This is a genomic window from Pseudomonas sp. ML2-2023-6 (assembly GCF_037055265.1).
In the GTDB taxonomy this organism is placed as follows: domain Bacteria; phylum Pseudomonadota; class Gammaproteobacteria; order Pseudomonadales; family Pseudomonadaceae; genus Aquipseudomonas; species Aquipseudomonas kulmbachensis.
Map to the genome: position 1 here is coordinate 2,260,615 of NZ_CP146347.1, position 22,713 is coordinate 2,283,327.

Genomic DNA, 22,713 nt, shown 5'->3' on the forward strand with positions numbered 1-22,713 from the left:
CTTGAATCTTAACTCTATGCAATCAATTGCCGTTTAATCCACTGTCTCTTGTCAGCAAGCGCTTCTTCCAATGCGTCTCCTTCAGCATCATTTCTTCCTTGCCCGTTTGCTTGTCAGCGATTTCGAGGATGCTGAACCTGAAATTTTCTGCGAAGTCCTTGCCACGCTTGGTGTGAAGATCTCTGATTCTAGTGTTCCCACCATGACCGCTATGAGCATAGTTCGACCAACGATTCCACAAACCGCCCGTGCCGGTCGCTGAACCCACATATAGCTGCTGTTCGCCCTCAGTGCGGTCAGATATGAGGTAAACGCCGGCAACGCTCGACAGCGCTGTTTGCCACGACTCCAAGCCCTGCTTGACGATGATTTTCAGTTCTCGATGACTGAGGTCTACATCCTTGTATCCGGGGAATTTCCCCACGGTCATAGGCTTTTCTAGGAGAGAAGAGACGACCATCGTTGGTGCGCAGGTTTTGAGGTAGATGTAGTTGGCACGGGATTTTTTGTAATGCAGGACCAACCGGCCTTCAAGCTCTGCAAACTCAGGCATTCTGCGGTAGTCATACACGTAGTCAAAACCCCTACGGGTAGGGACTTTACGGTTGATCTTGAACGAGTCGTACATCCCTGTGAAAAGCCATTTTCGGGTGCCGGGAATCTCAACAAGGCCAATCACGTACTCACATTCAAAATTCTTCTTTGTCTGCCATGCCTGCCACTTGTCAAAACCCCCTTCGAGAAACACATCCATTGGGTGTTCGATGCCGTTGTGTTGCGCGAGATGAACCTTTGTGTTTTTGAGGGTGATGGTTGGAAGGTAGCTATGTAGAAGTCTCATCAGCATGGGGTAGCGACTCTGGTTATTTTATGAACAGCAATCGCCACGGCTTCACTCGAATCGCGCAGATCTTCGTTATCGATTTTCAGGCATGGCTGGTTGACGGTCTGGAACAGGAAGGTTGCGAACTGGTCAAGGGTTTGTGCCGCTTGTGAAGTCTTTATGGCGTGCAGGACTGAAAGGGTCAGGTCATGCTGGGATTGGAATTGAAACGTCTGCGTGCGTGCTGGACGGAGCTTCAAGAGTGAGCGGGGGGTGTGGAGCTTAAAGGTTAATGGATCTGACGACACTCGCCTGTGAAGGCGGTAGATGCTGCGCGACAGCAGAAGGGCTGTGGTTTCTGGAAATTGGTTTATGAGTGTACGTAGCTCTGATTGAAGAGCACTAAATCCAGACCTTACGGCTTTTCCGTGTGGGTAGTACTCCTTGTGGAGGGTGTACACACGGTCTTCCAGTGCTTCCAAGTCCCTATTCATTTTTTGACCAATCCTAGTCAAGACTTCAAGGTGAGATACTACTATATCCACACGGTTGAGTGCAGAATGCCGCCACGAATGGATTCACCGTTGACGCTAGGGAAGTCGTGTCAAAGCATCACAAAGCCAGAATGACTCAAAAACTGATTTAATCTGCTTTTCTGTGGGCATCATTGGCGTGCTGCCCAAGCAAGCTTTGTTGTGTTCCCCAGCATTTATAAGCGTTCAGCATGCGGGTTACCAATTGATTCAGTCTGTTTAAGGGTGCTAAATCAAATGAGTCGTTTGGACATGGGATAGGAGAGCATTAGGGACGTGTCGTTTATAATGCCATAGATGGCTGGGACGTGAAGCCTATGAATATTGGGCGCCGCCAGAGCGTTGTAGAAATCATGAAGCTCCACCCTAGACATAAGAGCATGGGTTTAAATGGTGTCGCAGCGAAATGTAGTATTTGGTTGTTTTTCTCATATCGGATTAAAAACTTTTTGATGTCTTTTGAGATTCTATTTTTAATGTCTCGTATACCTATTTATCATCACTGAGGTTGTCATCAGTACTGTCTCTAAGCCTTTTCATGATTATTTCATTATCGCTTCTAATTAATGCAATGTATTCTGCGTATTTTTTCATTGCAAACATAGGGTGAACATCAACAAATAGCTTTTTCACTGTTTTACAATAGTAGTTATAGAAGAAGTCTTCTTGGCAACTATGGGTGCCTAGGCAGTAACTGATTTGAGTGTGGATATAAATGACCTTTGCAAAAGTAACGCCTTTTTTTGATATGAATTCTTTTTGTGCTGAGGTGCTCAGGCTGTTGTGGTATCTAAAATCGAAAAAAGTTGCTTCTAGCATTTTTAGAAGTTGGGGGAATTCGCCATCTATAGTGACTTGTTTGGTTGGATTGTAACGGTCTTTAAATGTCCATGTCATTTTAGGTTTCACCATGAAATATCTACATGTTTTAAGATGGTAGAATAATCTGTAAACGTGTCAAGAGATGGACGAATTTAGTGCGGACTTCTCATCCACATCTAAAACCTTAGATGCTTTCCCAATGAGTTCTTCCATAAAGAACTCAATATGCCCACGTGGGTTTACTCTAATAGGCCACGTTTCAATAGTTTGAGACAGTTTTTTAACATCGTGTGAGAACTCTGACTTGGGAAACATTTTATATATGGCTTGACCTTTACTTGCTGCAATTCTTGCGGACTTATGCTCGTGGATGTGTCCAGCGTAGGTTATAAATATTTCGATATTGTTAAAGTGTGATTTTTGGATAGCTTTAAAAGTCTTTGGGCCTTCATGGATGTCATAGACTCTATTGATGACGATTCTAAAGTTTTGTAAATTATAATTTTTATGTAGTGTGTTTATGAGAGCATTTGCACTTGCTATGGCTGTCGGTTCGCTGGTGGTGACTATCAATACTTCTTGTGATGCTCGTATAAAGTTGAGAGATGCGTTGTTGATTCCTGGTGCGGTGTCAACAATAAGGATATCTAGCTCTTTCGAAATGGTATCAAACGCGTTAACTATACCAAAGTGATGAGCAGTCGATAATTTTCTCGCCGGTTGAGGTAGGCTGCTACCGAGAATTAGATTTATCCCTTGTGGTCCGTTACAAATTACTTCTCGAATTGATTGACGTCCCTCGATTAAGTCTGTGATGGTGTAGGTCGGAGAAATGTTTAAAAGTGAAGCAATACTTGGAAGTTCCAAGTTTGCATCTAGGACTGCAACTCTTTTGCCTAGGTCAGCCAGTGCCATAGCTAAACTTATTGATAAAGTGCTTTTCCCTGTACCACCTTTGCCACTAGCGATAGCTATTACCAGTGGAGGGTTTTTATCATCCATGATGCAAGGTCCATTTAGAATTTATGTCGTATGTTGTGTTAGCGTCTTAATCTAAATCGTGTGTAACTATTCTTGTTTCCGAATACCCCGGTATCACCCTTTATAGAGTATAGAGTGGCAAGATAGCATGCTCTTGGGGTTGAGAAATCGTATGATTTTATTTTTTTGAAAGCCCACAACCAACCCCGTTTCTTCTTCCTTTCACTCATATTTACGTACTACTTGGTTATGTGTTTTTTGGGAAGTGTTGGCGCTACTATAATTACATGATTTGATAAAAATGCTAAGTGTCCCACGGTACGAATTTGGTGTTCATGCGCGCAGATAGATTGACTCTATTTAGTGTTGTTGCTATAGAGTTAGTTATATTGAGGCTCATTTTGGTAGAGTTGATTTGAATTTATTTCATGGAAGAGTAGCAGATGTTTAACATTAGCAAGTCATTTGTGAAGTTACTTGGTAATGCTCTTGGTTATGAATATCATAATGCCGATGAGTCGCTTGATGAAGAATTGGTAACTACAGAATATGTGGATGTAAGATTGGTTTATGATTGGCTGTCAAATGTAACTTTGGAGTCAGGAAATCCAGACCTTGGATTAAAAGCTCTTCATAATTCTCATCCCGCTATGCTAGGAATCCTAGGGTACGCAGTTATGTCCTGCGAAACTCTAGGCCATGCTTTAGAACGATTAGTCAGTTATCATTCATTGATTAGTAGTGCTTCATTTCTAAAGATTAATATTGGCAGTGAAACTCTAAAAGTGGAAGGGTTTGAGGTGGGTTATAAAGCACCTAGGGTATTTATTGATTCAGGTGCATCCGTATTATTAGCTCTTGTTAAATGGTTAGTGCCATATAAAGAGATTAAACCTTTGGGGGCGGAGTTTGTTTATCCTAAGCCTGATAGTTTGGATTTGTTAACGGCAGCGTTTGGTAGTGAAATAAAATTCTCATCAAATATAAATGCATTGATTTTTCATAAAGAAATATACAATTACCCTATAGCTACTGCGTCATCGAAGCTAAACAGTGTGCACACAGATATGCTCAAGGCTGAATTAAACTCATTTAATGGGAGTGTGTCAGCTAAGGTTAAAGGTCTAATACTTGAAGAGTTGTCAATAGGTAGCATCTCTTCACTAAAGTCAATTGCGCGATTATTAAAGGTTAGTTCGCGAGCACTGCAATATTCTTTAGGGAATGAAGGCGTAACTTTTACATCTGTTTTAGCTGATGTTCGTAAAGAACTTGCTAGTCATCTTATTAGAAATACTGACTATAACTTTAAGTACATATGTGCCACTTTAGGGTTTTGTGATAAAAGTAGTTTTCATAAGTCTTCGCTGCGCTGGTTTGGAATGACACCTCAGCAGTACCGCGATTCAATAGAGTGAACTTTTTTCATATTTGATGTTTGATTACAATGCGTTGTAATGTGCCTAAAAAGTATTATAAAATTTTATTGCGTATGCTTATAATATTTACTTGAGTTAGTAACATTTTTATATTTTATGATGTTTGTCTTTCGTTAGGGTTGTTAATTTTATAGTAAGGACCGCGCACCATTGGGGGCGGCACCGGGGCTTATGCCACACGACTTTGTAGGCGGTAGATGCTGCTCTACATTAGAAGGGCTGTGGCTTCTGGATACTGGCTTATGAGTGTGCGTAGCTCTGATTGAAGAGCACGAAATCCAGACCTTACAGCTTTCCCGTGTGGGTAATGCTTCTTGTAAATACCGTACACACGGTCTTCCAGTGCTTCAAAATCCTTGTTCATTTTTTGACCAATCCTAGCGGTCTCTTCCAAAAAAAACCGCCCCAATAGAGGCGGTTGATAGACTTACTTCTGATTTTGTCTCTGGTACTCCTGACCAATAGCTTGGGCATGAGCTTTTGCGCCAAGGTTTGGTTTTGTACCACCAAGCTTGATTACTTCGTTTACGTGCATGCCATCGAAATATTCGGCTAAGTCTTTTTCGTAATCTTCATCCAGTCCATGGTCTATAACCCACTGATTCATAAGATTAGGAACGGCAATTTGTAAGTCTTTCTTCTGTGCCGGTGTGAGTAGTTCGCTACGTTCGACAAATTCTCCAATCTCATGGAGGTTTTTGCCGTGGATTACAGGGCTATCATCACTGCTACCACAACCAGTGAGCAGGATACTCAAACCGATTGCTACGCATGATTTCCGTACAATAGACATTTAATCGTTCCTTGATTAATTAAGCAGAGGGTTCTGGCTTGTCCATTTCAGCTAATTGTGTTTTTAAATCTTCAACGCGTTTGTTTACTTGTTCAAGGTTATTTTTATCAGAAACATATGAGTTTTCTGTCCAGCGTTTCCAGCCTGCGTCATCTAGTGATTCAGCAACGATAACGTTTTTACCTTTGTCAGCCGCTTCAATGAATTTAACATCAACGGTTAAATCACTAGGAGCATATTTGTAAGCCCCTGATGCAGAAATGCTGTACGAAACATGTTGGGTCGAGCCGGGTGTAACACCTTGTCCCGGAAAATTGTCACTGCCACTTTTAGTAGTTATGTTTGTCGAGCCAGCATTTACATCAATTCCGAATAGGATTTGATTGAATGTAAATTGTGTATTGTTAATCACGTCAAATTCGACAAAGCGCTTGCGTTTACCGTCAGCCTTGATTCCGATATTTTTGATTTCTACATTTTTAAAATCAGCCACAGCTTCTGTGTAGGGTTTTTTCTTGATTTCTGCTTCGCTGATTCTTGCTTCTAGAACAGGAATATTGCTTTCAAGCTGCGCGATGTTTTGAGATATTTGGATTTTGCGTTGGCGAGCAAATTCTAATTTCTGATTTTTTGCGCGCTCTTCCATTTCGCGTTGGCGGTTTGCAGCGATTTCGTCTTGTGCTTTTTGCCATTGCTCTTTTAGCTTGGCGAGTTCTTTATTCCATTCTTCTTGTTGGCCGATAATTTTGGAAGGTGTTTTACCATCCATCATTTTCAGAATTTCTTGTTCAGTCGCGTCATCAGCACTGGTGTCAACATTTCGGCCCTGTATCCCACCCATCATTTGACCAAGAATGCCCATGACATTCTCTTCGGGGGTTCTGCCATCGTGGTGCTTGGCGTAGGCGTAGTTCATGCCGGTCTGAAAAGCTTGCTGAAACTTGACCTTTTCGACAGGTTCCATGTCCTTGGTTACTTGCTGGACGCTGGCCTGCATGATTGGCATGGAGGTGGCTTCGATTTTGTCTTCACAGCCTGCAAGCATTGCCATAGAGGCGATGAGGACAGCAGTAGCTAATATTTTACGGGGAAAAACTTGCATTTGGGTTCCATCCACAGCGTTGTTTGGACGGCAATTTTTTCACAGTGGCATGGCCTTAAGCCAGCTTAATCTTCCCCACTTGCATCTCGTAGTGGCTTTTGGATGGCCTTCTGGATCACAATTAAGGTTCAACGACTCTCATGGAAGAAGGCATGAAAATCATTCAATCTGCTGTCAAATTGACTCTTATCTCACTGGCGCTGTCTGTGGCTACTTCGGCCTATGCCATAACCCCACTCGAACCACTCGGGAAAAATCCTAATTTCGTTCGAAATTCAGACCAGCGAAGCAACGAAATCCAAGGGGTGGGGAACAAGATTCTTGATGCCGCTTCATCTGCTCGTTACCAAGTGAGAGTGGATACGGATAACACTGAATACGCTTATGCATTTGAGCGTCTTGATGAGTCTGCACTTCAATACACAGGCGACCCTGAAGATATTGCTGGATATAAATTTTTTAATTTAACTATCTATATCGATGGTACGAAAATGCAGACTCAAACCACTGCATTTGTGCCAAGCGAGTATTCAAATGCTATCCTATTCAAGAAAATGGATAGAGATGAAAATGATACTTATGATTTCGATTTAGGTATGGATGGTGAAAATCGTATTTACATTATTACGTCACCAACAGATGTTGTTTATTTGACTCCTCAAGACACTATTAGAAAGCCGATTTCAATTCGAGAAAAGAATAAAAGATTCGTTTACTAATAAGGTGTGGAAAAGCCAACTTTGTTGGCTTTCTAACGACTGCTGGAAAAAACCATGTAAACATTTTATAATTTTGGCGGAAATATTGGCAGCGCAGAGGAGTATTTGATTAGGTGTAAATTTGCTTGTTCTGATTTGGTATAATAAAGGCATATCTACATACCTTTACCTATGTTAAGCCTTAAACAATTCCTGCTATTCTTTGTACTTCTTTGCGCTGGCACACAAGCAAACGCTGCACCTAGCACCACATGGTGGTGGTTTGGCATGGACGTGTCACCAATTTGCTCTATTCCCAGCAATCTCTCAAACGTTCTCGATTTCGATGTGAAGCCTTACCTGAATGCGGGTGGGTACATCTGCAACGAAGACGCTGCAATGAACATGGTCATGGACCAACAAACCGCTGATGCTGTGTCCCCGCTCAAGGCTGGCTTGGCTGAGGTCGGATATGACAGAGCGTCCAAGGATAATGCATTTTTCTCATCATTCTGGAATGTAATAATCCTTGGAATTAGCTATCTGCTGATTTGTGCAGGTGCCTGCATGTTGGTTTCTTTTTTGTTTGCTGTTGTGAAATCTGGAGATGCAGTTGCTTCATTGATAAATTACAAGAATAGATTGTTAGCCATGCTCCTATCATTCATGTTTGTGAAGCTTGCTGGCTCCTTTCTATTAATGGTTTTCTCATTAAATGTTTTCGTCGCTAATGCAACTTTATCAAACAATCTTGCTACAATAATTGAAGTGCCATGCTCAGAAGACACCCAAACTGATTGTACTAATAAGTCAAAGTTGGAACAAAGTGAGAAATTCGTATTAAGTTCGAATTCTGCTGCTCAATTTAACGTAGCAATGGAAGAAAACGTTACGACTAACGCCTTGTTCATGTTCAACAAATCTAAAATGATAAGTGAGCCGGGTTCATTATTTGGCAGTTTAACGAAAGATGAAGCGATTGAAGAGGCGGTAAAGCAAGGTCGATTGACTTATCAGTTGACAAAAAATCGCGAAGTAAACGTAGACATAACAGATAAGCTTTCAAATATTCTCAATGCGTACAAGGTCGGGCAGCGTTATACAGCTTTGAAGCTTGCAGATTACAGTGCGAAAGATAGACCGATTTGGGGCTATAAAACGGCCTACGGAACGGTTGAGATTGGCTCGAATGGCGGCAATATCGAGACTCAATCTAATGAGTCTGCGAATGATGGCACGTTAAATAATCAGCTCAGAGCTGTTCAGAAACAAGCTGCTGAAACCCTTGGGCAACAAAGGCTTGCTCAGGTAGAAGGACTTAAAAACAAAATCTTAGCCGAAATGAATAGCAGTACATTTCAATCAACTGATTTAGTCATTGATGATGCTATTCGTGCAAAAGCCAAAGCGAGCGTGAAAGCTAATATTGAAAGCAATTTGAAGCTTGATGAGTTAGGGCTTAAAAATCCGGCAAGTTACGACATTGTAAATGGATACGCCTACGCGAATTTCATGAGCGGGGCGCGTGGTCATGACATGACTGATGATGGTGATTTGCTTCGTCAGCAACAGGATTATGCAGTTAAGAACAACACTTTGCTCGTCAGAGACGCTTACTGCACAGACAATTGGGATGCTTACAAACAAGAAAGACAACAAATAGCGAATTTTAATGATGTACCCGGCACAGTGCCAATGGATAAATTAACTCGTTCTGATTACCCTTTGAACCTTGCTTGCGGCAACCTAAACGCTACGACCCACAAAATTGACATTCTCGGCTCAGATGACCAAACAAAAATCACTGAGAATTTCAAAATTGCCTTGGCTACAAAATTGGCTTTTGACAGGTGGGATGCGAGCGCTTATTTAGGCGTTAAAGATGCAGTGTCAGAAGATAAAGGTCATCAAGCTGCTTTGAATTACTCAATATTGTTGAAATACAAAGAGGGAATTTTAGGAGCTGGATTAGCAGATATTGAGGTTTCAAATTATCAGAATGCCAAATTAGTTAAATCTCGTGCATTAAACAATAATCTGTTTTTCACATTTTCGAATGCAGGAATTGATAAGTACAACTACGTTAACCAGAAAATGCTTTTCGGGGATAAAGAAATTGATACGTCATCAGAGGAATATAATACTGTCAGTAACGCATTCCCTCCACTGAGTGAATACTTTAATAATCTAAGCATTGCTTCTGTTGCAAATATTACTCCTTCTTCATTAGTTGACAATGCTTCAACTGAAAAACTATTCGATATTAATAGGATTTTAACCTCGTTGCTGGGTCAGGATTTAGACTCGTTAAAGTTGTTGGCAAAGTTGCCTCTAAACAAAAGTGCTTATGCAGGTGCTGTTGAGTGTAAAGCTGAACCTTTAACGTGTGAAGGAAATCCAACAATCGGTTTTCAAGCAGGTATGAAATTGCTTGGGGATGAATATATTGATTTTGCTTATATGATTATTGGCGGTTCTGTTGCTGCTGACATTATTGTAGGGGGTAAGGATTTAATTGGTAGCGCTGTTGAACAGGCAGCATCGGGAATCGGGATGGAGAAATTTGGTCCAGTCCTTAAATTTGCTTATAACACATCAACGGCTTTATTGATGGCTGTGGCTTATGGTGCAAAAATCTATTTTGGCACATTAAAGCCGTTCGCTTACATTATGTTGGGACTTGGTTATTTCTGTAAGTTTTTTATTCCTATGATGAAGGTTTTCATCATCATAGGGGTGTTGATTCCGTTAAGTTGGTCTATTGCAGTTATCAAGTTCGCAACTGGTCCATATCTTTTAGTGAGAGCAATGTGTGCATCTGATGACCGCGCATCTGCTCAATTCATGAGTCAATTCGGAAATCAGGTCTTAAAATTAGGAATGGCTCTTACGGTTTTCGGTGTGATTTACATCACAGGAAATTACATGCTTTCGAATTATGACCCTTCGAATCTGATTCGTTCGATATTGACTTTGGGCGATGGTGGTTTTATAGACCAGCTCTTACTCGGATTTATGTGTGTTGCAATGCTCGTCTCCATTTGCTGGGCGCAATTGAAAGCAATTAAAGATAAATACAATGAAGTTATGGAGGTGTTCACTCATACGAAAAATAACTATGACGATTCAGCTATGTCAGAATTGCAAAAGGTTGCTCAGAATGCTGTGCTAATGAATATCATAAGAGAAAGCGTTGATAAGACTGCGCATAAAATAACTGGTACTGTTGGTGGATTAGCGCACAATAAAGCTGAATATCGTAAGCGTTTCAATGAAATTCCTAACCCGCAAGATTCAGGTGGAGGAAGAAAAAGAGAAGAAGCGTAATCAATAATTGAACCCCTACATGGGGTTTAGTTTTGCCGGAATTTGGTGGCTTTCGAATGGTATAATAAGAGGTAACTATCAACCACTCACATTATGTCATTAACTAAACCAACCAAAGCTTCACCGCTGCAAACTACCTTTGCGTGTTTCCCTTTAATCATCCTTTTCTTTTGGGGCATATTTATGCTCATGCGTAATGATTTTTTCATGCTTGCACTCGCTTACGCGGGAGTTGTTTTACTCTGTGTTGGTGGGATATTCATCGCTTGGAAATTAAAAGCGAAATTGTTGCAGAGGAATATCTTGGTAGAGGAGGTCACTGTGCATAAAACAGATTTGGCTAATGCTCTCAAAGGCAATTCACTTGATGACGTTCGTAAGAAATTTGATGTAGGTGCTGAATGAGTCTTCACCTTCCACGCATGACAGGGCTTGCTCTGTCATGTGTAGTGCTCTGTTCTGCTTCGAACCTTACCAACGCCCGGATTCTGAAAGAGGGCGCTCCTGTGCGAAATCTGGACGTTTCACAGTCCCTTTCTCCTGCTGATTTTGACGTGTGTCAGAACCCATTTGTGTTTCGAGAGTCTGAGAAGACCAATGTGCTCAAAGCTCTGTTAGGAGAAGCCGTTAACCCTCTCCATGTTGCTGGCTTGTGATTAGGTCAATACGCATGAGTCGATTTGGTATAATGACATTATAATAATCCAATACTTTAATGTCCTTGATTCAAAATATCATTTCTTTTGACAAATTCGGCCTTCGCTTTTCTCGATTTTCGGGACGCTATGACTTCCTTTGTGATTCATCATCGCTAGTTTTCGATAATCTACGTTTGACTATTCAATTTGGTGGTGAGTACACACTGGCTATCAGAAGAGAAGGGCGCAGCTTTAGTTTTGATTTATCCTTAGCGGAAATCAATGTGAATGGTTTAGGTAGGTACGAATTTGGGGAAACAGATGAGCGCTATTTCGCCTATAAATTTGGTGACACGCTTGTCGAATTTTTGAAGGTTGATGATGCTAAGGGTGTCCCGGCAATTCTCGTTCTGCCTAAGCCCTCACAAGCGTTTGGACACCATAAAGCTACTCGATGTTTAGGTGCTGGTTTCACTCACTCTGCCTACACGCATAGCGATTCGTAGGGCACAAAAAAAGCCCTCATGGGCTTGGTCTGTTGCTTGGTGTGTTTAGACTGGTTCTCCGTAATAATCTTCTTCGTATTTTGAATATTTCTTAGTCCTTTCTGCTTCCAATCTGTCTTCTTTGTTGTAAAAGCCCTCTGCATGGTTTCTCAATTCGAATTTCTTGAATACTATAATATCGCTTGGTTTTGAGTTGTTTAGTGTCGATTTGAACGAGTATTCTACTGAATATGAATTGTAGCCTCTAAAAATCAATTCCCTTACGTGGTCGATACTTGTTATGTATTCGTCTTCTGCTAAGAAGTGTTCTTTTAGGAATGCTGCGATTTGAGTGTCTAATAACATTTGCATAATTGTTTCTCCGATTTATTATTTAATATGGAATTGCTCCATTAATCTAATTTTACCATTTTAATTTTCAAATGCAGGGCATAACGAAAAATAACCCTGTGATTTGTTATTTATTTACGGGCACAAAAAAAGCCCATAAGGGCTATTTGATTTATATGGTTTTAGTTTGTTGCTTTGTGGTGCTTCGCTAAATCTGAACATTTTACAATGATTCCCTTCGATTGAAAGCATTTAGCATCATCTTCAAAGGTGTTTAAAAACCAAACCTTTAAGGATTTTTTCCCTTCGTGTATAACTTCATGGTAGCGAGAAACGCTATCAAATATTTGGTTAGGTGTTGAGCAGGTTGCTTTGATGTAGTTTTCTAATTTCTGATTAGTTGTTGTTCTCATGTTAATTCTCCTATTTTATTGTTTGTTTTTAGAAGTTTTCCTTCCTTATAAATATAGTACCATTTATTTTCTGAAATGCAGGGCTTAGCGAAAACAAATCCTGTAATTAATAAAATTAATTTCAGATACAAAAAAAGCCCATCAGGGCTATTTTGTTCTTTGGTGTGTTCAGTGTGAAGTGAGTGCTTCGAGCTGAGATTTCGTGCATGTGAAGCGCTTACTGAAATAGTCACTGATGCTTCTTGTCCCTTTGTAGCTGTGTTTCAATGTGTAGGTGGTTTCGCCTGATTCAGTCAGGATTTCGATTTTCCCAACTGACATGATTATCTGATAAATTTCGTGGTTATTGTTTTTCATGGTAATTTCTCTATTAGATTGTTTTTACGATGTTAAGTGTTTCGCGTGCAACTGCTTTTTCTACCTTGTTAAATTGGGTTTTGCTGATTTTGAATATTACGGCTTTGTCGTAAAGTTCGTATCTGAGGTATTCTTCATGACTTGACGTGGTTTCTTTCTTTAATAATCTGCTGTAGTAGTCTCTGCCAATTTTCTTTAATTCAGAATCTCTTGATAATTTGCTTTCTACGTATTCCACCAAATCCCAAAAGTTTGCTGATGCTCTTAAAAGTGAATTTTCATCGTCGTAACTTCTGCCATTATAAACGGATAGGTGTTGTGGGATTCCGTCTTCATATTCTACCGGGCGTATGCTGGCAGGGAATGTATTCCCCCAATTCATTGGGTCAATCATAAATGCTGGTAATACAGGGTGCATTCTTATCCAGCTAATATTTGTGCATAAAACGGATCTGAATTCATTTTTTAGAATTGTAGAAATTTCGTTAAATTCTTCTGCTAGGTTTTGAGCATTGATTGTTGTGATGTTTATGTTGGTCATAATTTTTCTCCGATTATTGTTTTTAGGTTTAGAGGTTTTTCTTCCTTATAAATATAGTACCATTTTATTTTTCAAATACAGGGCTTAACGCAAAATAATCCTGTGATTTGTTATTTATTTACGGGCACAAAAAAAGCCCATTAGGGCTATCTTGGTTTCGTGTCTTATTCGATGATTTTGAATGATACGCTTTTGTTTTTTTCTAATAGCTTTAGATGTTTCTTTTGAACTCTTTTTACTTCAAATACTGAATTTGCTTCAACGCGTGTATACCAGTTGCTTCTGCTTCCTCCCGATTCAATACGCCCTTCTGTTAAAGTTACGCCCCAACCTTCCTCTGCGCTTGAGTCTCTGCTTGTCGCTTTTGCAATTATCCTTCCAGCAATGATTACGCTCGATTTAGCAGCATGGACTGACTCTAAAAAAGTCAATTCGATGTTTACTTTTTCGCTTGCAGCATCGCTGGACATTCCAAAAATCATGTATACAGCCATCTCAACCTTTTCTTTAGCTTTGATTGGGAAATCCCAGCTTTTCTTGGTTGTGTTGAATTTTCCTTTCAATTTTCTAGCTTCTGCGATGAAGTCTTCGTCGTATGCGCTTATTACTCTTATGAATTCCATTTCGTGTTCGTCGCTGAAAAGTTCGATTTTTGTAGTCATGATGTATTCTCCGTTTTTTGTTGTTTGTTTTTAGAAGTTTTCCTTCCTTATAAATATAGTACCATTTATTTTTTGAAATGCAGGGCTTAACGCAAAATAATCCTGTATTTTATTAAAATATTTTAAATTGCTCTTTTGCAAAAGATTCAATAAAGGTTTTGTTGTGCTCTAATGTTTCTTTAATCGCTTTGAGCAATTCTTTCGTAGCAATAGATAAGTGCGTGCTTTCAGATTTTACAAAGAACACATCAATATCTGTATTTGAGTTATTCGTAAATGAAACAAATACAGGCTTCTTGATTATTTCTATTTTGCTATTTCTGTGTACCACTTCAACGTATCGTGTTAACCGATTGCCTTGGCTGTCCAGTGCGTAGAGTTTCCCTTCGTTTCGTTTGCCGCTCTTGTATTCAAGGTTGTAGCCTAGATTTTTAATGGCAATATAATATTGATTGACGTTCATTGATTTCTCAGTTGTTTCAATCATCGTACCATTTTATTTTGAAATACAAGTTTTAAGCAGTAATTGTCCTGTGTTTTGATTTGTTTAATAACTTTTCTGATAGTGAATTGAAGTTTTCGTAAAGCCCAATGATTTGCTGAATTCTCTGGTTATGAGCTTCCATTACTCGCCTGAATAGCTTCTCTGGCGTCTTGATAACAATCATTGATTTGCTGTGTGGCTTCGTTTCAGTGAGCGCATTCGAGCAAGTGACTCGCAATTGATGAAGGTCTTGCTCATGCACGACGATGCTGGAAACGAACTGCAGGGCTGCTGCACAGCACATAAAAGGGTCGAGGTCGTTCATTTCGAGGTCTATGAGATTGGTTTTCTCGCGACCATTGTCCGCTTCGATAGCGACTCTTGGGAGTTGGAGGCTTCCTGCACCACATGACATGTCATAGAAGGCCCAAGAATTAGCTCTTGCTCCTCTGTCATTCGTTTCCAGTGTGTGTAGCAACGTGGCCAGAAGACTGGATAGGTCATTTGGTGTGAGGAACTGACCTAGACCATCACCAGATCTGTCGGCTAGCGCAATTTCCTCAATGAGCATGGTCAGCACGTCTGAGAACGCGGGTAGGGCTTCTACAACCTCTTTATAGAGTCTGACTGACGTTGCTAAGGCTTCGTGATTGAGCGTGTCGAACAGCTTCATATCAAGCCTGAAATGGGTGTCATCTATATAGATGTGTTCAGCCAGCTCTGTTTCAGTGATTCCATAGTGTCTGTACCGCGCAATGAGCTGATTGAGCATCACGCCAAGACTGAATTTCACGAAGACAGAAAAGGCCAGATCCTGCTTGGCTCGCACGCCGCCAGTCTGGTGGCTGGTGATGGCGAAGATTGAGGATTTCAGGGCTTTGATTTTGAGATCGATTGGCTGGCTCATACTGCACCTACCAATTCACTTGCGGTGGCAGCACGGGCTTCAATCAGGGGTGATTCCTTCACGTTGACTGGTTCGTCAACGAGGTCGTAGTAGCCACACTCACGAAGCTTCTTCTGACGAATCCTTTCGCGTGCCTCAAATACCTTTGCCGGGGTTTTGAACCTGATTGGGTATAGTTTTCCCTCGGTCCACTCGGTAATCACGTCTGAACAATGCTGTGTGAATTCGCACAGATCTACGTCATGGACCACTGTGTTTGTGATGACTTGCAAGGCTGTCGTGCAACACATGATTGGGTCAATGTCGTTCGCTATGACCGTGGCGTTCTTAGCGTGGCGTGGGTTTCTGTTCATCATCAGCGCGAGTGGTGCCAACAACAACGTCCCTGCACCGCAACAAATTTCCCCAAGCTTGAAGGGCTTGTCAGTGTTCTGAATTGGCATGAGTTCAGCGAGACATTCAGCCAGCCAAGGCGGTGTCAGGAACTGTTCTAGTCTGTTTGCACGTTTCCCAGCGAGCATGATGCTCTCTAAGAGAAACGAAAGAACGTCTGTGTATGGGGGATTAGAGGCTACTATTTCGACGTATTGAAGCAATGCATTGGTAAGCGAGCTAGTGTCGCAATCGTCCATCTGTTTTTGAGTAATATCAAATATTTGATGGCGTATCACGATGCATTGAACGGTTTCAGCTTCTGACAAACCATATCGTTTGTAACGAGCAATGAATAGCTGTAGCTGACAGTTGAGCGCTGCTTTAACGAAAAGCTTGAAGGAATCATCCTGATTTGTACTGTCGCTATCAGCACGATTTTCGTAAATTTTAAATATGGTTTTTCTTAGAGATTCGATTTGTTTATTCAGATCATTCATTTTTCACCTATTCAGTAATGAGGTGCCAAATGTAGATCGAATTAAATATCTTTGTCAAGTATATTATTATAGTACGCTGAAAACAAATAAAGCCTCAAAAGAGACTTTTATTTGCGGTCAAAATCTTTAAATTTGTTTTACGTTTTTTCATGTTGGTTTGACTCATCGAAAGTCATCATTTCGTCTTCTGCATGAAAGCTTTGCTTTTGTATATTTTGTAGGACGTTTAATTCTTCATCGCTTAGTATTCTAATTCTTGCAAAGCCATTCGCCATTTTTATCGTTTCAAGTTCTCTTTCTATTCTTGATTTGCTCATGTTTATATAAATTTATTGATTGCTCTTATTATACCATTTTGTTGGGTTTCTAAATTAGATTGCAGTTTCTCTGAATGAAATACCCAGCAATCATAATTCCGACTATCAAAAAATACATCTTTTCTCTGAAAGAAGGCATTGTGCTGAAAAAGAACTTATAACCAGCAAAAGACAAAGCCAAGCCAATGCTTCCAAAAAGCAGTCCACCTAAAAATGATGAATCTTTGAATGCGCCGTAAGCTATGACGTAAAGTATGATTTGAGCTACAAACCAAATTAGCAAAAAAACACCATCAATTTTCGTGAGGGTGTTTGTGCCCTCATATTCGCGTTCTTGTATTTCTTTGAGAAGCGCAAATTCAGCTTGTGCTCTCGAATTGTGAGAACCGCCTACGGTATCCTTCCATTTTCCATCTTCTTGGAAAACTGATTGAGCACCAGATTTTACGTCTTTGACTTTATTCAATTCTTAAACTCCGTGTAAAAGTATCCGTCGCGTTGAAGATGTTGATATTTTGAGAAGTGTAGCTTCGGTGTGTACATTTCATCAACACCTTTTCGGACGATGTAAACAGTGATGCTGCTGATGCTCGAACCTGATTTGTATTCTGTCTGAAACTGAAAGTAATTCATGCGGTTCTTTTGATGCATTTCGTTTATGTCTACTTGCCGCATGGTTCCGTCCCCAAAAATGCCGCTCGGGAATTTGATAGTTAAATTCTTATAAAGTGGATTTTTGATTTTTGACCATGAATTTGCATCAACGATATAGTTCACGTAAACGACTGAGTTGTGACGATAGTTTTTTGTGTTCGTACAAATGTTGTTCAGCATTTTAATGTCTTGAATTTCTTTCGAATTCTGCAATGTCAAATCTTGATAGATGTTCCATTTCTTAATCGGCAGGACCGTAGGTTTTGCTTCGTAATAGTAGTAGCGGTCTGCGCATTTGGCATTCGCTTGAACTGAAATTAAAGCGAGGAGGGCGGCAGCAAGGATTCGTTTCATCGTCGTTAGATTCCGTATCGTAGACGCAAAAAAGCCCCATTGCTGAGGCTTGGAGTGACCTTTGGGGAGGTTTTGCCTTAGCGGCTGAACATGCCCCGGACTGCAGAACGAACGCCGCTAGTGGCTTCGGATTTCACTGAGTCAGTCGCACTTTTCACCATGTCGCCAAGGAAGCTCGATTCTTCCTCGTTTTGGTTCGTTCCAGCGTTCGTAGCCACGCTATTTTGGCCAGTGCCGGGGATGTACTGAACCTTCTGACCGCCTTCCATTGCTACTGTGCTTGCTGGCTGTGCGGTTGCTCCCGGTAGGTAGCCACTCGCCTGATTCTGTAGATCTGCGCAGCCTGAAAGGCTCAGGGAAAAGGTGATTGCTACAAAGCTGATTGCACGTTTCATGTCCATTTTCTCGCGTGTGTACAACGTTTTAGGTGCCTGACGGGCGGCTTAGATTTTAATTCTACGTGTAGAGTAGAATTACTCAAGCGGAGTCTACGTTGTGCGTTGTTACGAGCGAGCGAAAAATGGAGTTAACTGCTTGTTTCTTATACTGAAATTTGCAGATGAAAAATTTACAACTGGGGCAGACCATCAAACGTCTGCGTGCCGCTGCCGGATTGAGCCAGAGTGAGTTGGGGCTACGTGCTGGTTTTGACCCGAATACAATCTCTCGATTCGAGCTTGGCACTGTCACGCCTTCTGTTGACGCTCTGTACAAGCTGGCTATTGAGCTGGAATGCACTGTCCGTGATTTTTTTGTCGATTTTGATGATGACGCTGACAAGCGTGCCTACCTATTTAACGCCATCTGCAATGCTGACAGTGAAGAGCTGAATCGCCTTGTCGTGCTGGTCAGTACCCCTGTCAAAAAGGCTTAACGCCTAGTCATCTGAGAAATATCCTACGTACGTCAGATCTACGTCTGACGTAGAGGCGGTAAATGGAATCTACGATGGTGAATACTGATTGTGGACAAGGCTATGGAGCCTCTGAACGGTCACGACTGTTGTCGTGGTGTTTGGTTCTGATTTCTGCTTCAACGAATTCAGGGATCGTCACGTTTAGGCACAGCTTTTGATGCCGGTCGCCATTGTGCGTGGATGAATCTTTTAGGGAGATTTGAGGAGAGCTCAATGCTTGTTGCTTTGAAAGCTAGCCAAATGAAAAGGCAGGTTTCGGCACCGGAGGCTACTTTTGGCTTGCTCGCGATTATTTGGGTTGTCGATGGACTGCTAGTTCAGGCACACGTTACCCTCCCATGTGCTCCCGTAGTCATGATAGTAATCGCTGCGTTGGGATGAGCCATTATTGTGCCATAATACCCTCCCTTGACCTTGCATCTAATGCGCATAGCTTGCTGGGCAAATGAGAAAAATACTGATGCATAGGATTGCACTGAATGACACCCGCAACGTATACAGCGGTTTTGCCAATCGCTTTGTTATCAATAGTGTTCATACTAAAACTCACTGCATGTCGCCCCATAAGCCCTCATGAGGTTTGGCGAGCTGGCATGGAGGTCCCCGTAGATATATCAATTTTTGGTGTGTCTACGTTGATAAGTTTTATAATGATTATTGGGAATGGAGGTGCGCTTTCTCAAGCGATGTGCCTCCTCTTGGTTTTTATTTTTTTCAAGATTATTAGCATCATGATCTGGCGGCTATGTCTTTCTGCTGTGGAGCGCGGTGGGCTAGGTAAATTAAGGTTAACAGGTGTGATTTTTGGCACGGGCCTTAATTTTTTTATAACTATCGTGATGGCCTTCTATTCTGTAGCACTGCTAGTGAGTAAGCAAAATGGAATTTCTTGATCTGAAAGAGATCGCTGGCATAGCAGGGGTGATTTCTGCGGTTCTTGCAATGGTGTCCGGTGTTTTTATCTATAGCTTCAGCAGAAGTAAAACTAGGTATAACGAGCTGACGCATAGAGTTGAGCTTGAGGTGATGCGTAAATCTTTTGAAGAAAAGATATACCATCTTACAGAGCGTATGCAGAAAAATCCTGATCGCTGGCATGATGTCAATCATTTGGTTGTTGAAGGCAGCTTCACAGGTAGTGATAGAAACGTAACTTTTAAAGATAGTGCTGAGTCTGCTCTAAAGCCATACCAGTTTATTGAGGACTTGGGCATTGATTTAGGAACTCTAAAAGTTATTAAAAATCAGGTGTTTGTTCTCACTCCGTTCCATTCAATGTACGAGGAGACTTATAATACTATCAAGTCTGCATGCGGAATGAATGGCTTGGTGGCCGTACGTGGAGATGAGGCGTTCAAGGTAGGTAATATCTTAAGGCATATTGTCGAGCAGATTATATGCTCTCCGTTTATTATTGCAAATATTAACGGGCGTAATCCCAATGTGCATTATGAGCTTGGAATTGCTCATGCGCTGGGAAAGAATATTTTATTAGTTTCTGAAGGCGTAGATGAAATAGCCTTCGACTTACAAAGTGAAAGAGTGTTGATTTACAACAGTCAGAAAGATCTCTCTAATAAAATTTATATCTATTACACTAAAGTATTGAAGGGTAGATAAAGTATGTGTGGGCTTAAACTTTTCTGGGTGTATTGCTTTCTTTTTTGTGGAGATTCTTAGTTAGTAATGGTTTTTGCATGACGCGGTTAGGGGTGCAGTTACTATAGTATGAAATGAGTGATGATAGTAAATGGTATAATGAATGCATTACTATCATCATGACGAATGAAACTCATACAACCCTTAATCCTTGCTCTTCTCCTTTCTCTTTGTGCAAATACTGCATTTGCTGTTGATAAAGCAGATTGTTATCGCATTGACTCACAAGAAAAGGTCAGTGTTTGCGCAAACGAAGTCCTACAAGACGCTCCTTTTATCGGGCCTATGCTCGATGCTTTAAAGACAAAATACTCAACATATTTTGGCTCTGCGATTGCCAATACATTGCTTTCTAATGATGATAAAGACGTAATCAATTTAACTTACGACAAAGATAAAGAAAACACGCTTACAAAATACAGGGACGTATTTGGCAAAGCGCTTCAATTCATTTTCTTATTTGTCGGCACTGCATATTGCTGCATGGCAATCTACAAAACACAATTTACCGGCGAATTTCTTGGTACAAAGCAGCATGACTTTGTTTATTTAGCCTTTAAGTTTGTGGTCGTGTACTACCTTTTAGGGCTGGGTGGGCTATTCGATTTAGTAGCGGGAGCTGTTCTTGCTTCTGTTTTGCTAGCCACATCATTCATCGTATGGGCAACAATTAATATCTTTCCGTATTTGGAGGTTGATAAAGGAAGCAATACGACACGCGCTGAAGCATTAGCTCGCGATAATGTTGACTCAATAATTCAAGTCATGATTCAGAATGAAGCTGCGAATATTTTGTTCCAGAGCAAAATGCTCAACAAAAATAATTTCAGTTCGGTAGTGAACGGGAAAAGGGTTTACACAGAGTCTGTTTATTCTAAATGTATGGAGCAAGACGCTGAGCCAAACCACTTTCTTGCAACGCTGCTGTTAAGTGGTGAAACCCGAAAATCACAAAAATGCCTCAAAGAAGGGCTTGGTTTTAAAGAGTTCTCATTAGGTAGTGTGAGCTATTCAGGGCAAGACGAGAGCACAAGACAAGCACTGTTAAAAATGACTGACATGGCACATTTTGTTGCGTATGACACGATTAAGTACATGTGTGACACAGCCTTGAACGTCGATGACAGAAGGGCTAAGTGGTCAGAGAATGCTACGGGGAATCCAAGAGCCTACAACGAGTGTCTGAACCGTTCGGTAAGCGGTGGTGTGACTGTGGGTGAAGGCGGTGCGATTGAGTTCTACCCAGCGAATAGCGGCGTTTCAAAGGCTTCTATTCAGTCTCAGATTGAAGAAATGAGGAAGATTTTTATTGGTGCTGCTACGAGCTATGTAGACAACCATTCCAAGGAAGCAATCAATTTGGCGCAGAAGCCTTTGACGAATATGATGAGCTTTATTATGGATGTGGCTACCGTCAGCAAGGTAGCGGGGAGTTTAGAGAATGGATATGAAAAGGAATTCACTACAAGCATCAGCGTAGAAAGCAGCCCGTTAATGAATGCTTCTGGTTCAATGGCTGGGTTGACGCAAGAAATCGACAAAACAGAAATCAACAAGGCTTGGGACGAAACGAAGGTAATTCGTATATTTGATATTGATAAGACGATTAGAGTCTTAACAGGCCAAACTAAGAGCTTACTGAGTGAGAAAAAGCTACAAGATGGTGTTGAGTACGTAGCCAATAAAGTTATGGGCAATCTGTACAGCACATCGGGATATACATTTGAAGATTGCACAAAAGCAGTGAACACCTGTGTTGCACCAGTTTTAAATCAATCAGCTGCGCTTTTCCAAAATGGAATGAAAGCCCTTAAATTTTACTGGGGAACATTCTTTTTGGCAAAAATAGGTCAAAATTCATTTGAGCGTCAAGACTCTGCAAAAAGCAAGGCAATTGCTAGGGTGTTGGGAGGTTTTTCATTCATTACAGGATTAGCTATTGCTGCGTGCGCTGCGCTTCTTGTGCTCGGTGGATTGGTGACTCCAATGGTCTTTTTGATGAGGTATGCGTCAATAATCTCATCTGTAACAGCGACACTGCTTATATTTACACACAAGCTTTTGGCATTGCTGTCGCCATTTCCGTCTAATTTGGACCACGAAAAATCACATGTAACGCTGTTAGATTTGATTTTGGTGGTTGTTTGGAAGGTTCTTGAACAGTCCGTTATTCTTATTCTTTTTGTGATTTCTATCGGAATACACAGTATCGTATTAGTAATAGTAGGGTTTTGTGTTCATGCGATATTATTGCCAATGTTCTCAAATAATTCACCATTAGAGACTTTGATTGCTCTTATTTTGTCGGCGTTAGTGTTTCAATCGGTTTGTGTTTACGTTCAAATAAAAATAGCAACAACACTTATGGGTTTGATGGATTCGTTAGAGAAGATGTTCAAGGTTCAAACATTTATTAATGCAGCTCAAGAAGCCGCTGCAGGATATGAGAAAGTGGCAGGTAAATTCAGAGATATGAATAGAAAAGTTTTCAGTTAATTTGCTGGGCGATGAATGGGTCTTGTTTGTTTGTCGCTCTAGAGTTATAAATGAATTAATAAATGGTATAATTGCATTAAAAGGGATTG

Annotated in this window: 26 protein-coding genes; 9 read left to right on the plus strand and 17 right to left on the minus strand. The window is 40.9% G+C overall.

What is annotated here, in order from left to right; all coding sequences use genetic code 11:
• Positions 1-22: 22 nt before the first annotated feature.
• A complete protein-coding gene (locus tag V6L79_RS10530; RefSeq protein ID WP_338580187.1) occupies positions 23-847 on the minus strand; it encodes a GIY-YIG nuclease family protein in 825 nt (274 codons plus the stop codon).
• 23 nt (positions 848-870) lie between these two features.
• Here V6L79_RS10530 and V6L79_RS10535 point away from each other — a divergent pair, with 23 nt between their 5' ends.
• Complete coding sequence (locus tag V6L79_RS10535; RefSeq protein ID WP_338580188.1) at positions 871-996, plus strand: hypothetical protein; 126 nt, start codon at positions 871-873, stop codon at positions 994-996.
• An 849-nt stretch (positions 997-1,845) separates the two neighbouring features.
• On the opposite strand, the gene V6L79_RS10540 is transcribed toward V6L79_RS10535, so the two are convergent.
• Entirely contained in the window at positions 1,846-2,253 is a 408-nt protein-coding gene (locus V6L79_RS10540) for a hypothetical protein (RefSeq protein WP_338580189.1), read from the minus strand.
• Positions 2,254-2,313: 60 nt separating this feature from the next.
• Positions 2,314-3,180 carry a P-loop NTPase gene (locus V6L79_RS10545; protein WP_338580190.1) on the minus strand — a complete coding sequence of 289 codons (867 nt, stop codon included), beginning with the start codon at positions 3,178-3,180 and terminating at the stop codon, positions 2,314-2,316.
• A 422-nt stretch (positions 3,181-3,602) separates the two neighbouring features.
• On the opposite strand from V6L79_RS10545, the gene V6L79_RS10550 reads away from it, so the two are divergent.
• Positions 3,603-4,577 (plus strand): AraC family transcriptional regulator ligand-binding domain-containing protein, encoded by a 975-nt coding sequence (locus tag V6L79_RS10550; RefSeq protein WP_338580191.1) that lies wholly within the window; start codon positions 3,603-3,605, stop codon positions 4,575-4,577.
• 448 nt (positions 4,578-5,025) lie between these two features.
• On the opposite strand, the gene V6L79_RS10555 is transcribed toward V6L79_RS10550, so the two are convergent.
• Complete coding sequence (locus V6L79_RS10555; RefSeq protein ID WP_338580192.1) at positions 5,026-5,391, minus strand: hypothetical protein; 366 nt, start codon at positions 5,389-5,391, stop codon at positions 5,026-5,028.
• 19 nt (positions 5,392-5,410) lie between these two features.
• A complete protein-coding gene (locus tag V6L79_RS10560) occupies positions 5,411-6,493 on the minus strand; it encodes a hypothetical protein (RefSeq protein ID WP_338580193.1) in 1,083 nt (360 codons plus the stop codon).
• Positions 6,494-6,645: 152 nt separating this feature from the next.
• On the opposite strand from V6L79_RS10560, the gene V6L79_RS10565 reads away from it, so the two are divergent.
• From V6L79_RS10565 to V6L79_RS10580, 4 genes are all read left to right on the plus strand, one after another.
• Positions 6,646-7,212 (plus strand): hypothetical protein, encoded by a 567-nt coding sequence (locus tag V6L79_RS10565; RefSeq protein ID WP_338580194.1) that lies wholly within the window; start codon positions 6,646-6,648, stop codon positions 7,210-7,212.
• Between the two features lie 390 nt (positions 7,213-7,602).
• Positions 7,603-10,518, plus strand: a complete 2,916-nt coding sequence (locus tag V6L79_RS10570) for a hypothetical protein (RefSeq protein ID WP_338580195.1) — start codon at positions 7,603-7,605, stop codon at positions 10,516-10,518.
• A 183-nt stretch (positions 10,519-10,701) separates the two neighbouring features.
• Entirely contained in the window at positions 10,702-10,923 is a 222-nt protein-coding gene (locus tag V6L79_RS10575) for a hypothetical protein (protein WP_338580196.1), read from the plus strand.
• Positions 10,924-11,233: 310 nt separating this feature from the next.
• The gene (locus tag V6L79_RS10580; protein WP_338580197.1) at positions 11,234-11,662 is read left to right on the plus strand and encodes a hypothetical protein; all 429 of its coding nucleotides are present in this window, start codon (positions 11,234-11,236) and stop codon (positions 11,660-11,662) included.
• Between the two features lie 45 nt (positions 11,663-11,707).
• Here V6L79_RS10580 and V6L79_RS10585 read toward each other — a convergent pair whose 3' ends face one another.
• The 12 genes from V6L79_RS10585 to V6L79_RS10640 all read right to left on the minus strand — a co-directional run bounded on the left by V6L79_RS10585 (position 11,708) and on the right by V6L79_RS10640 (position 17,948).
• Positions 11,708-12,013: a hypothetical protein gene (locus V6L79_RS10585; RefSeq protein ID WP_146425939.1), complete on the minus strand. Its 306-nt coding sequence runs from the start codon at positions 12,011-12,013 to the stop codon at positions 11,708-11,710.
• 161 nt (positions 12,014-12,174) lie between these two features.
• A complete protein-coding gene (locus V6L79_RS10590; RefSeq protein WP_141232431.1) occupies positions 12,175-12,405 on the minus strand; it encodes a hypothetical protein in 231 nt (76 codons plus the stop codon).
• On the minus strand, positions 12,402-12,638 hold the full coding sequence (locus tag V6L79_RS10595) for a hypothetical protein (RefSeq protein ID WP_338580198.1): 237 nt from the start codon (positions 12,636-12,638) through the stop codon (positions 12,402-12,404). Before V6L79_RS10595 ends, V6L79_RS10590 begins: the two co-directional genes overlap by 4 nt.
• A gap of 137 nt (positions 12,639-12,775) precedes the next feature.
• Positions 12,776-13,303: a hypothetical protein gene (locus V6L79_RS10600; protein WP_338580199.1), complete on the minus strand. Its 528-nt coding sequence runs from the start codon at positions 13,301-13,303 to the stop codon at positions 12,776-12,778.
• A 164-nt stretch (positions 13,304-13,467) separates the two neighbouring features.
• Positions 13,468-13,965 carry a hypothetical protein gene (locus V6L79_RS10605; RefSeq protein WP_120266222.1) on the minus strand — a complete coding sequence of 166 codons (498 nt, stop codon included), beginning with the start codon at positions 13,963-13,965 and terminating at the stop codon, positions 13,468-13,470.
• A 112-nt stretch (positions 13,966-14,077) separates the two neighbouring features.
• Positions 14,078-14,428, minus strand: a complete 351-nt coding sequence (locus tag V6L79_RS10610; protein ID WP_095030208.1) for a hypothetical protein — start codon at positions 14,426-14,428, stop codon at positions 14,078-14,080.
• A 52-nt stretch (positions 14,429-14,480) separates the two neighbouring features.
• Positions 14,481-15,356: an N-6 DNA methylase gene (locus V6L79_RS10615; protein ID WP_338580200.1), complete on the minus strand. Its 876-nt coding sequence runs from the start codon at positions 15,354-15,356 to the stop codon at positions 14,481-14,483.
• Entirely contained in the window at positions 15,353-16,228 is an 876-nt protein-coding gene (locus V6L79_RS10620; RefSeq protein WP_338580201.1) for a hypothetical protein, read from the minus strand. The genes V6L79_RS10615 and V6L79_RS10620 overlap by 4 nt, the downstream gene beginning before the upstream one ends.
• Before the next feature lie 137 nt (positions 16,229-16,365).
• Entirely contained in the window at positions 16,366-16,545 is a 180-nt protein-coding gene (locus V6L79_RS10625) for a hypothetical protein (protein WP_141232582.1), read from the minus strand.
• Between the two features lie 49 nt (positions 16,546-16,594).
• Positions 16,595-17,011 (minus strand): hypothetical protein, encoded by a 417-nt coding sequence (locus tag V6L79_RS10630; RefSeq protein WP_338580202.1) that lies wholly within the window; start codon positions 17,009-17,011, stop codon positions 16,595-16,597.
• On the minus strand, positions 17,008-17,553 hold the full coding sequence (locus V6L79_RS10635; RefSeq protein WP_338580203.1) for a hypothetical protein: 546 nt from the start codon (positions 17,551-17,553) through the stop codon (positions 17,008-17,010). The genes V6L79_RS10630 and V6L79_RS10635 overlap by 4 nt, the downstream gene beginning before the upstream one ends.
• Positions 17,554-17,630: 77 nt before the next feature.
• Positions 17,631-17,948: a hypothetical protein gene (locus V6L79_RS10640; protein WP_338580204.1), complete on the minus strand. Its 318-nt coding sequence runs from the start codon at positions 17,946-17,948 to the stop codon at positions 17,631-17,633.
• A 164-nt stretch (positions 17,949-18,112) separates the two neighbouring features.
• Here V6L79_RS10640 and V6L79_RS10645 point away from each other — a divergent pair, with 164 nt between their 5' ends.
• The 3 genes from V6L79_RS10645 (at position 18,113) to V6L79_RS10655 (ending at position 22,624) form a co-directional block, all read left to right on the plus strand.
• The gene (locus tag V6L79_RS10645; protein WP_338580205.1) at positions 18,113-18,427 is read left to right on the plus strand and encodes a helix-turn-helix transcriptional regulator; all 315 of its coding nucleotides are present in this window, start codon (positions 18,113-18,115) and stop codon (positions 18,425-18,427) included.
• 921 nt (positions 18,428-19,348) lie between these two features.
• Positions 19,349-20,089 carry a hypothetical protein gene (locus V6L79_RS10650; protein ID WP_338580206.1) on the plus strand — a complete coding sequence of 247 codons (741 nt, stop codon included), beginning with the start codon at positions 19,349-19,351 and terminating at the stop codon, positions 20,087-20,089.
• A 165-nt stretch (positions 20,090-20,254) separates the two neighbouring features.
• Positions 20,255-22,624: a hypothetical protein gene (locus V6L79_RS10655; RefSeq protein WP_338580207.1), complete on the plus strand. Its 2,370-nt coding sequence runs from the start codon at positions 20,255-20,257 to the stop codon at positions 22,622-22,624.
• The last annotated feature ends 89 nt before the right edge of the window (positions 22,625-22,713 follow it).

Excerpts from the sequence above, each read along its gene's own strand:
- V6L79_RS10530 (WP_338580187.1), bottom strand. The coding sequence starts at position 847 with ATGCTGATGAGACTTCTACATAGCTACCTTCCAACCATCACCCTCAAA.
- V6L79_RS10535 (WP_338580188.1), top strand. The coding sequence starts at position 871 with ATGAACAGCAATCGCCACGGCTTCACTCGAATCGCGCAGATCTTCGTT.
- V6L79_RS10540 (WP_338580189.1), bottom strand. The coding sequence starts at position 2,253 with ATGACATGGACATTTAAAGACCGTTACAATCCAACCAAACAAGTCACT.
- V6L79_RS10545 (WP_338580190.1), bottom strand. The coding sequence starts at position 3,180 with ATGGATGATAAAAACCCTCCACTGGTAATAGCTATCGCTAGTGGCAAA.
- V6L79_RS10550 (WP_338580191.1), top strand. The coding sequence starts at position 3,603 with ATGTTTAACATTAGCAAGTCATTTGTGAAGTTACTTGGTAATGCTCTT.
- V6L79_RS10555 (WP_338580192.1), bottom strand. The coding sequence starts at position 5,391 with ATGTCTATTGTACGGAAATCATGCGTAGCAATCGGTTTGAGTATCCTG.
- V6L79_RS10560 (WP_338580193.1), bottom strand. The coding sequence starts at position 6,493 with ATGCAAGTTTTTCCCCGTAAAATATTAGCTACTGCTGTCCTCATCGCC.
- V6L79_RS10565 (WP_338580194.1), top strand. The coding sequence starts at position 6,646 with ATGAAAATCATTCAATCTGCTGTCAAATTGACTCTTATCTCACTGGCG.
- V6L79_RS10570 (WP_338580195.1), top strand. The coding sequence starts at position 7,603 with ATGGACCAACAAACCGCTGATGCTGTGTCCCCGCTCAAGGCTGGCTTG.
- V6L79_RS10575 (WP_338580196.1), top strand. The coding sequence starts at position 10,702 with ATGCTCATGCGTAATGATTTTTTCATGCTTGCACTCGCTTACGCGGGA.
- V6L79_RS10580 (WP_338580197.1), top strand. The coding sequence starts at position 11,234 with ATGTCCTTGATTCAAAATATCATTTCTTTTGACAAATTCGGCCTTCGC.
- V6L79_RS10585 (WP_146425939.1), bottom strand. The coding sequence starts at position 12,013 with ATGCAAATGTTATTAGACACTCAAATCGCAGCATTCCTAAAAGAACAC.
- V6L79_RS10590 (WP_141232431.1), bottom strand. The coding sequence starts at position 12,405 with ATGAGAACAACAACTAATCAGAAATTAGAAAACTACATCAAAGCAACC.
- V6L79_RS10600 (WP_338580199.1), bottom strand. The coding sequence starts at position 13,303 with ATGACCAACATAAACATCACAACAATCAATGCTCAAAACCTAGCAGAA.
- V6L79_RS10605 (WP_120266222.1), bottom strand. The coding sequence starts at position 13,965 with ATGACTACAAAAATCGAACTTTTCAGCGACGAACACGAAATGGAATTC.
- V6L79_RS10610 (WP_095030208.1), bottom strand. The coding sequence starts at position 14,428 with ATGAACGTCAATCAATATTATATTGCCATTAAAAATCTAGGCTACAAC.
- V6L79_RS10615 (WP_338580200.1), bottom strand. The coding sequence starts at position 15,356 with ATGAGCCAGCCAATCGATCTCAAAATCAAAGCCCTGAAATCCTCAATC.
- V6L79_RS10620 (WP_338580201.1), bottom strand. The coding sequence starts at position 16,228 with ATGAATGATCTGAATAAACAAATCGAATCTCTAAGAAAAACCATATTT.
- V6L79_RS10625 (WP_141232582.1), bottom strand. The coding sequence starts at position 16,545 with ATGAGCAAATCAAGAATAGAAAGAGAACTTGAAACGATAAAAATGGCG.
- V6L79_RS10635 (WP_338580203.1), bottom strand. The coding sequence starts at position 17,553 with ATGAAACGAATCCTTGCTGCCGCCCTCCTCGCTTTAATTTCAGTTCAA.
- V6L79_RS10640 (WP_338580204.1), bottom strand. The coding sequence starts at position 17,948 with ATGAAACGTGCAATCAGCTTTGTAGCAATCACCTTTTCCCTGAGCCTT.
- V6L79_RS10645 (WP_338580205.1), top strand. The coding sequence starts at position 18,113 with ATGAAAAATTTACAACTGGGGCAGACCATCAAACGTCTGCGTGCCGCT.
- V6L79_RS10650 (WP_338580206.1), top strand. The coding sequence starts at position 19,349 with ATGGAATTTCTTGATCTGAAAGAGATCGCTGGCATAGCAGGGGTGATT.
- V6L79_RS10655 (WP_338580207.1), top strand. The coding sequence starts at position 20,255 with ATGAAACTCATACAACCCTTAATCCTTGCTCTTCTCCTTTCTCTTTGT.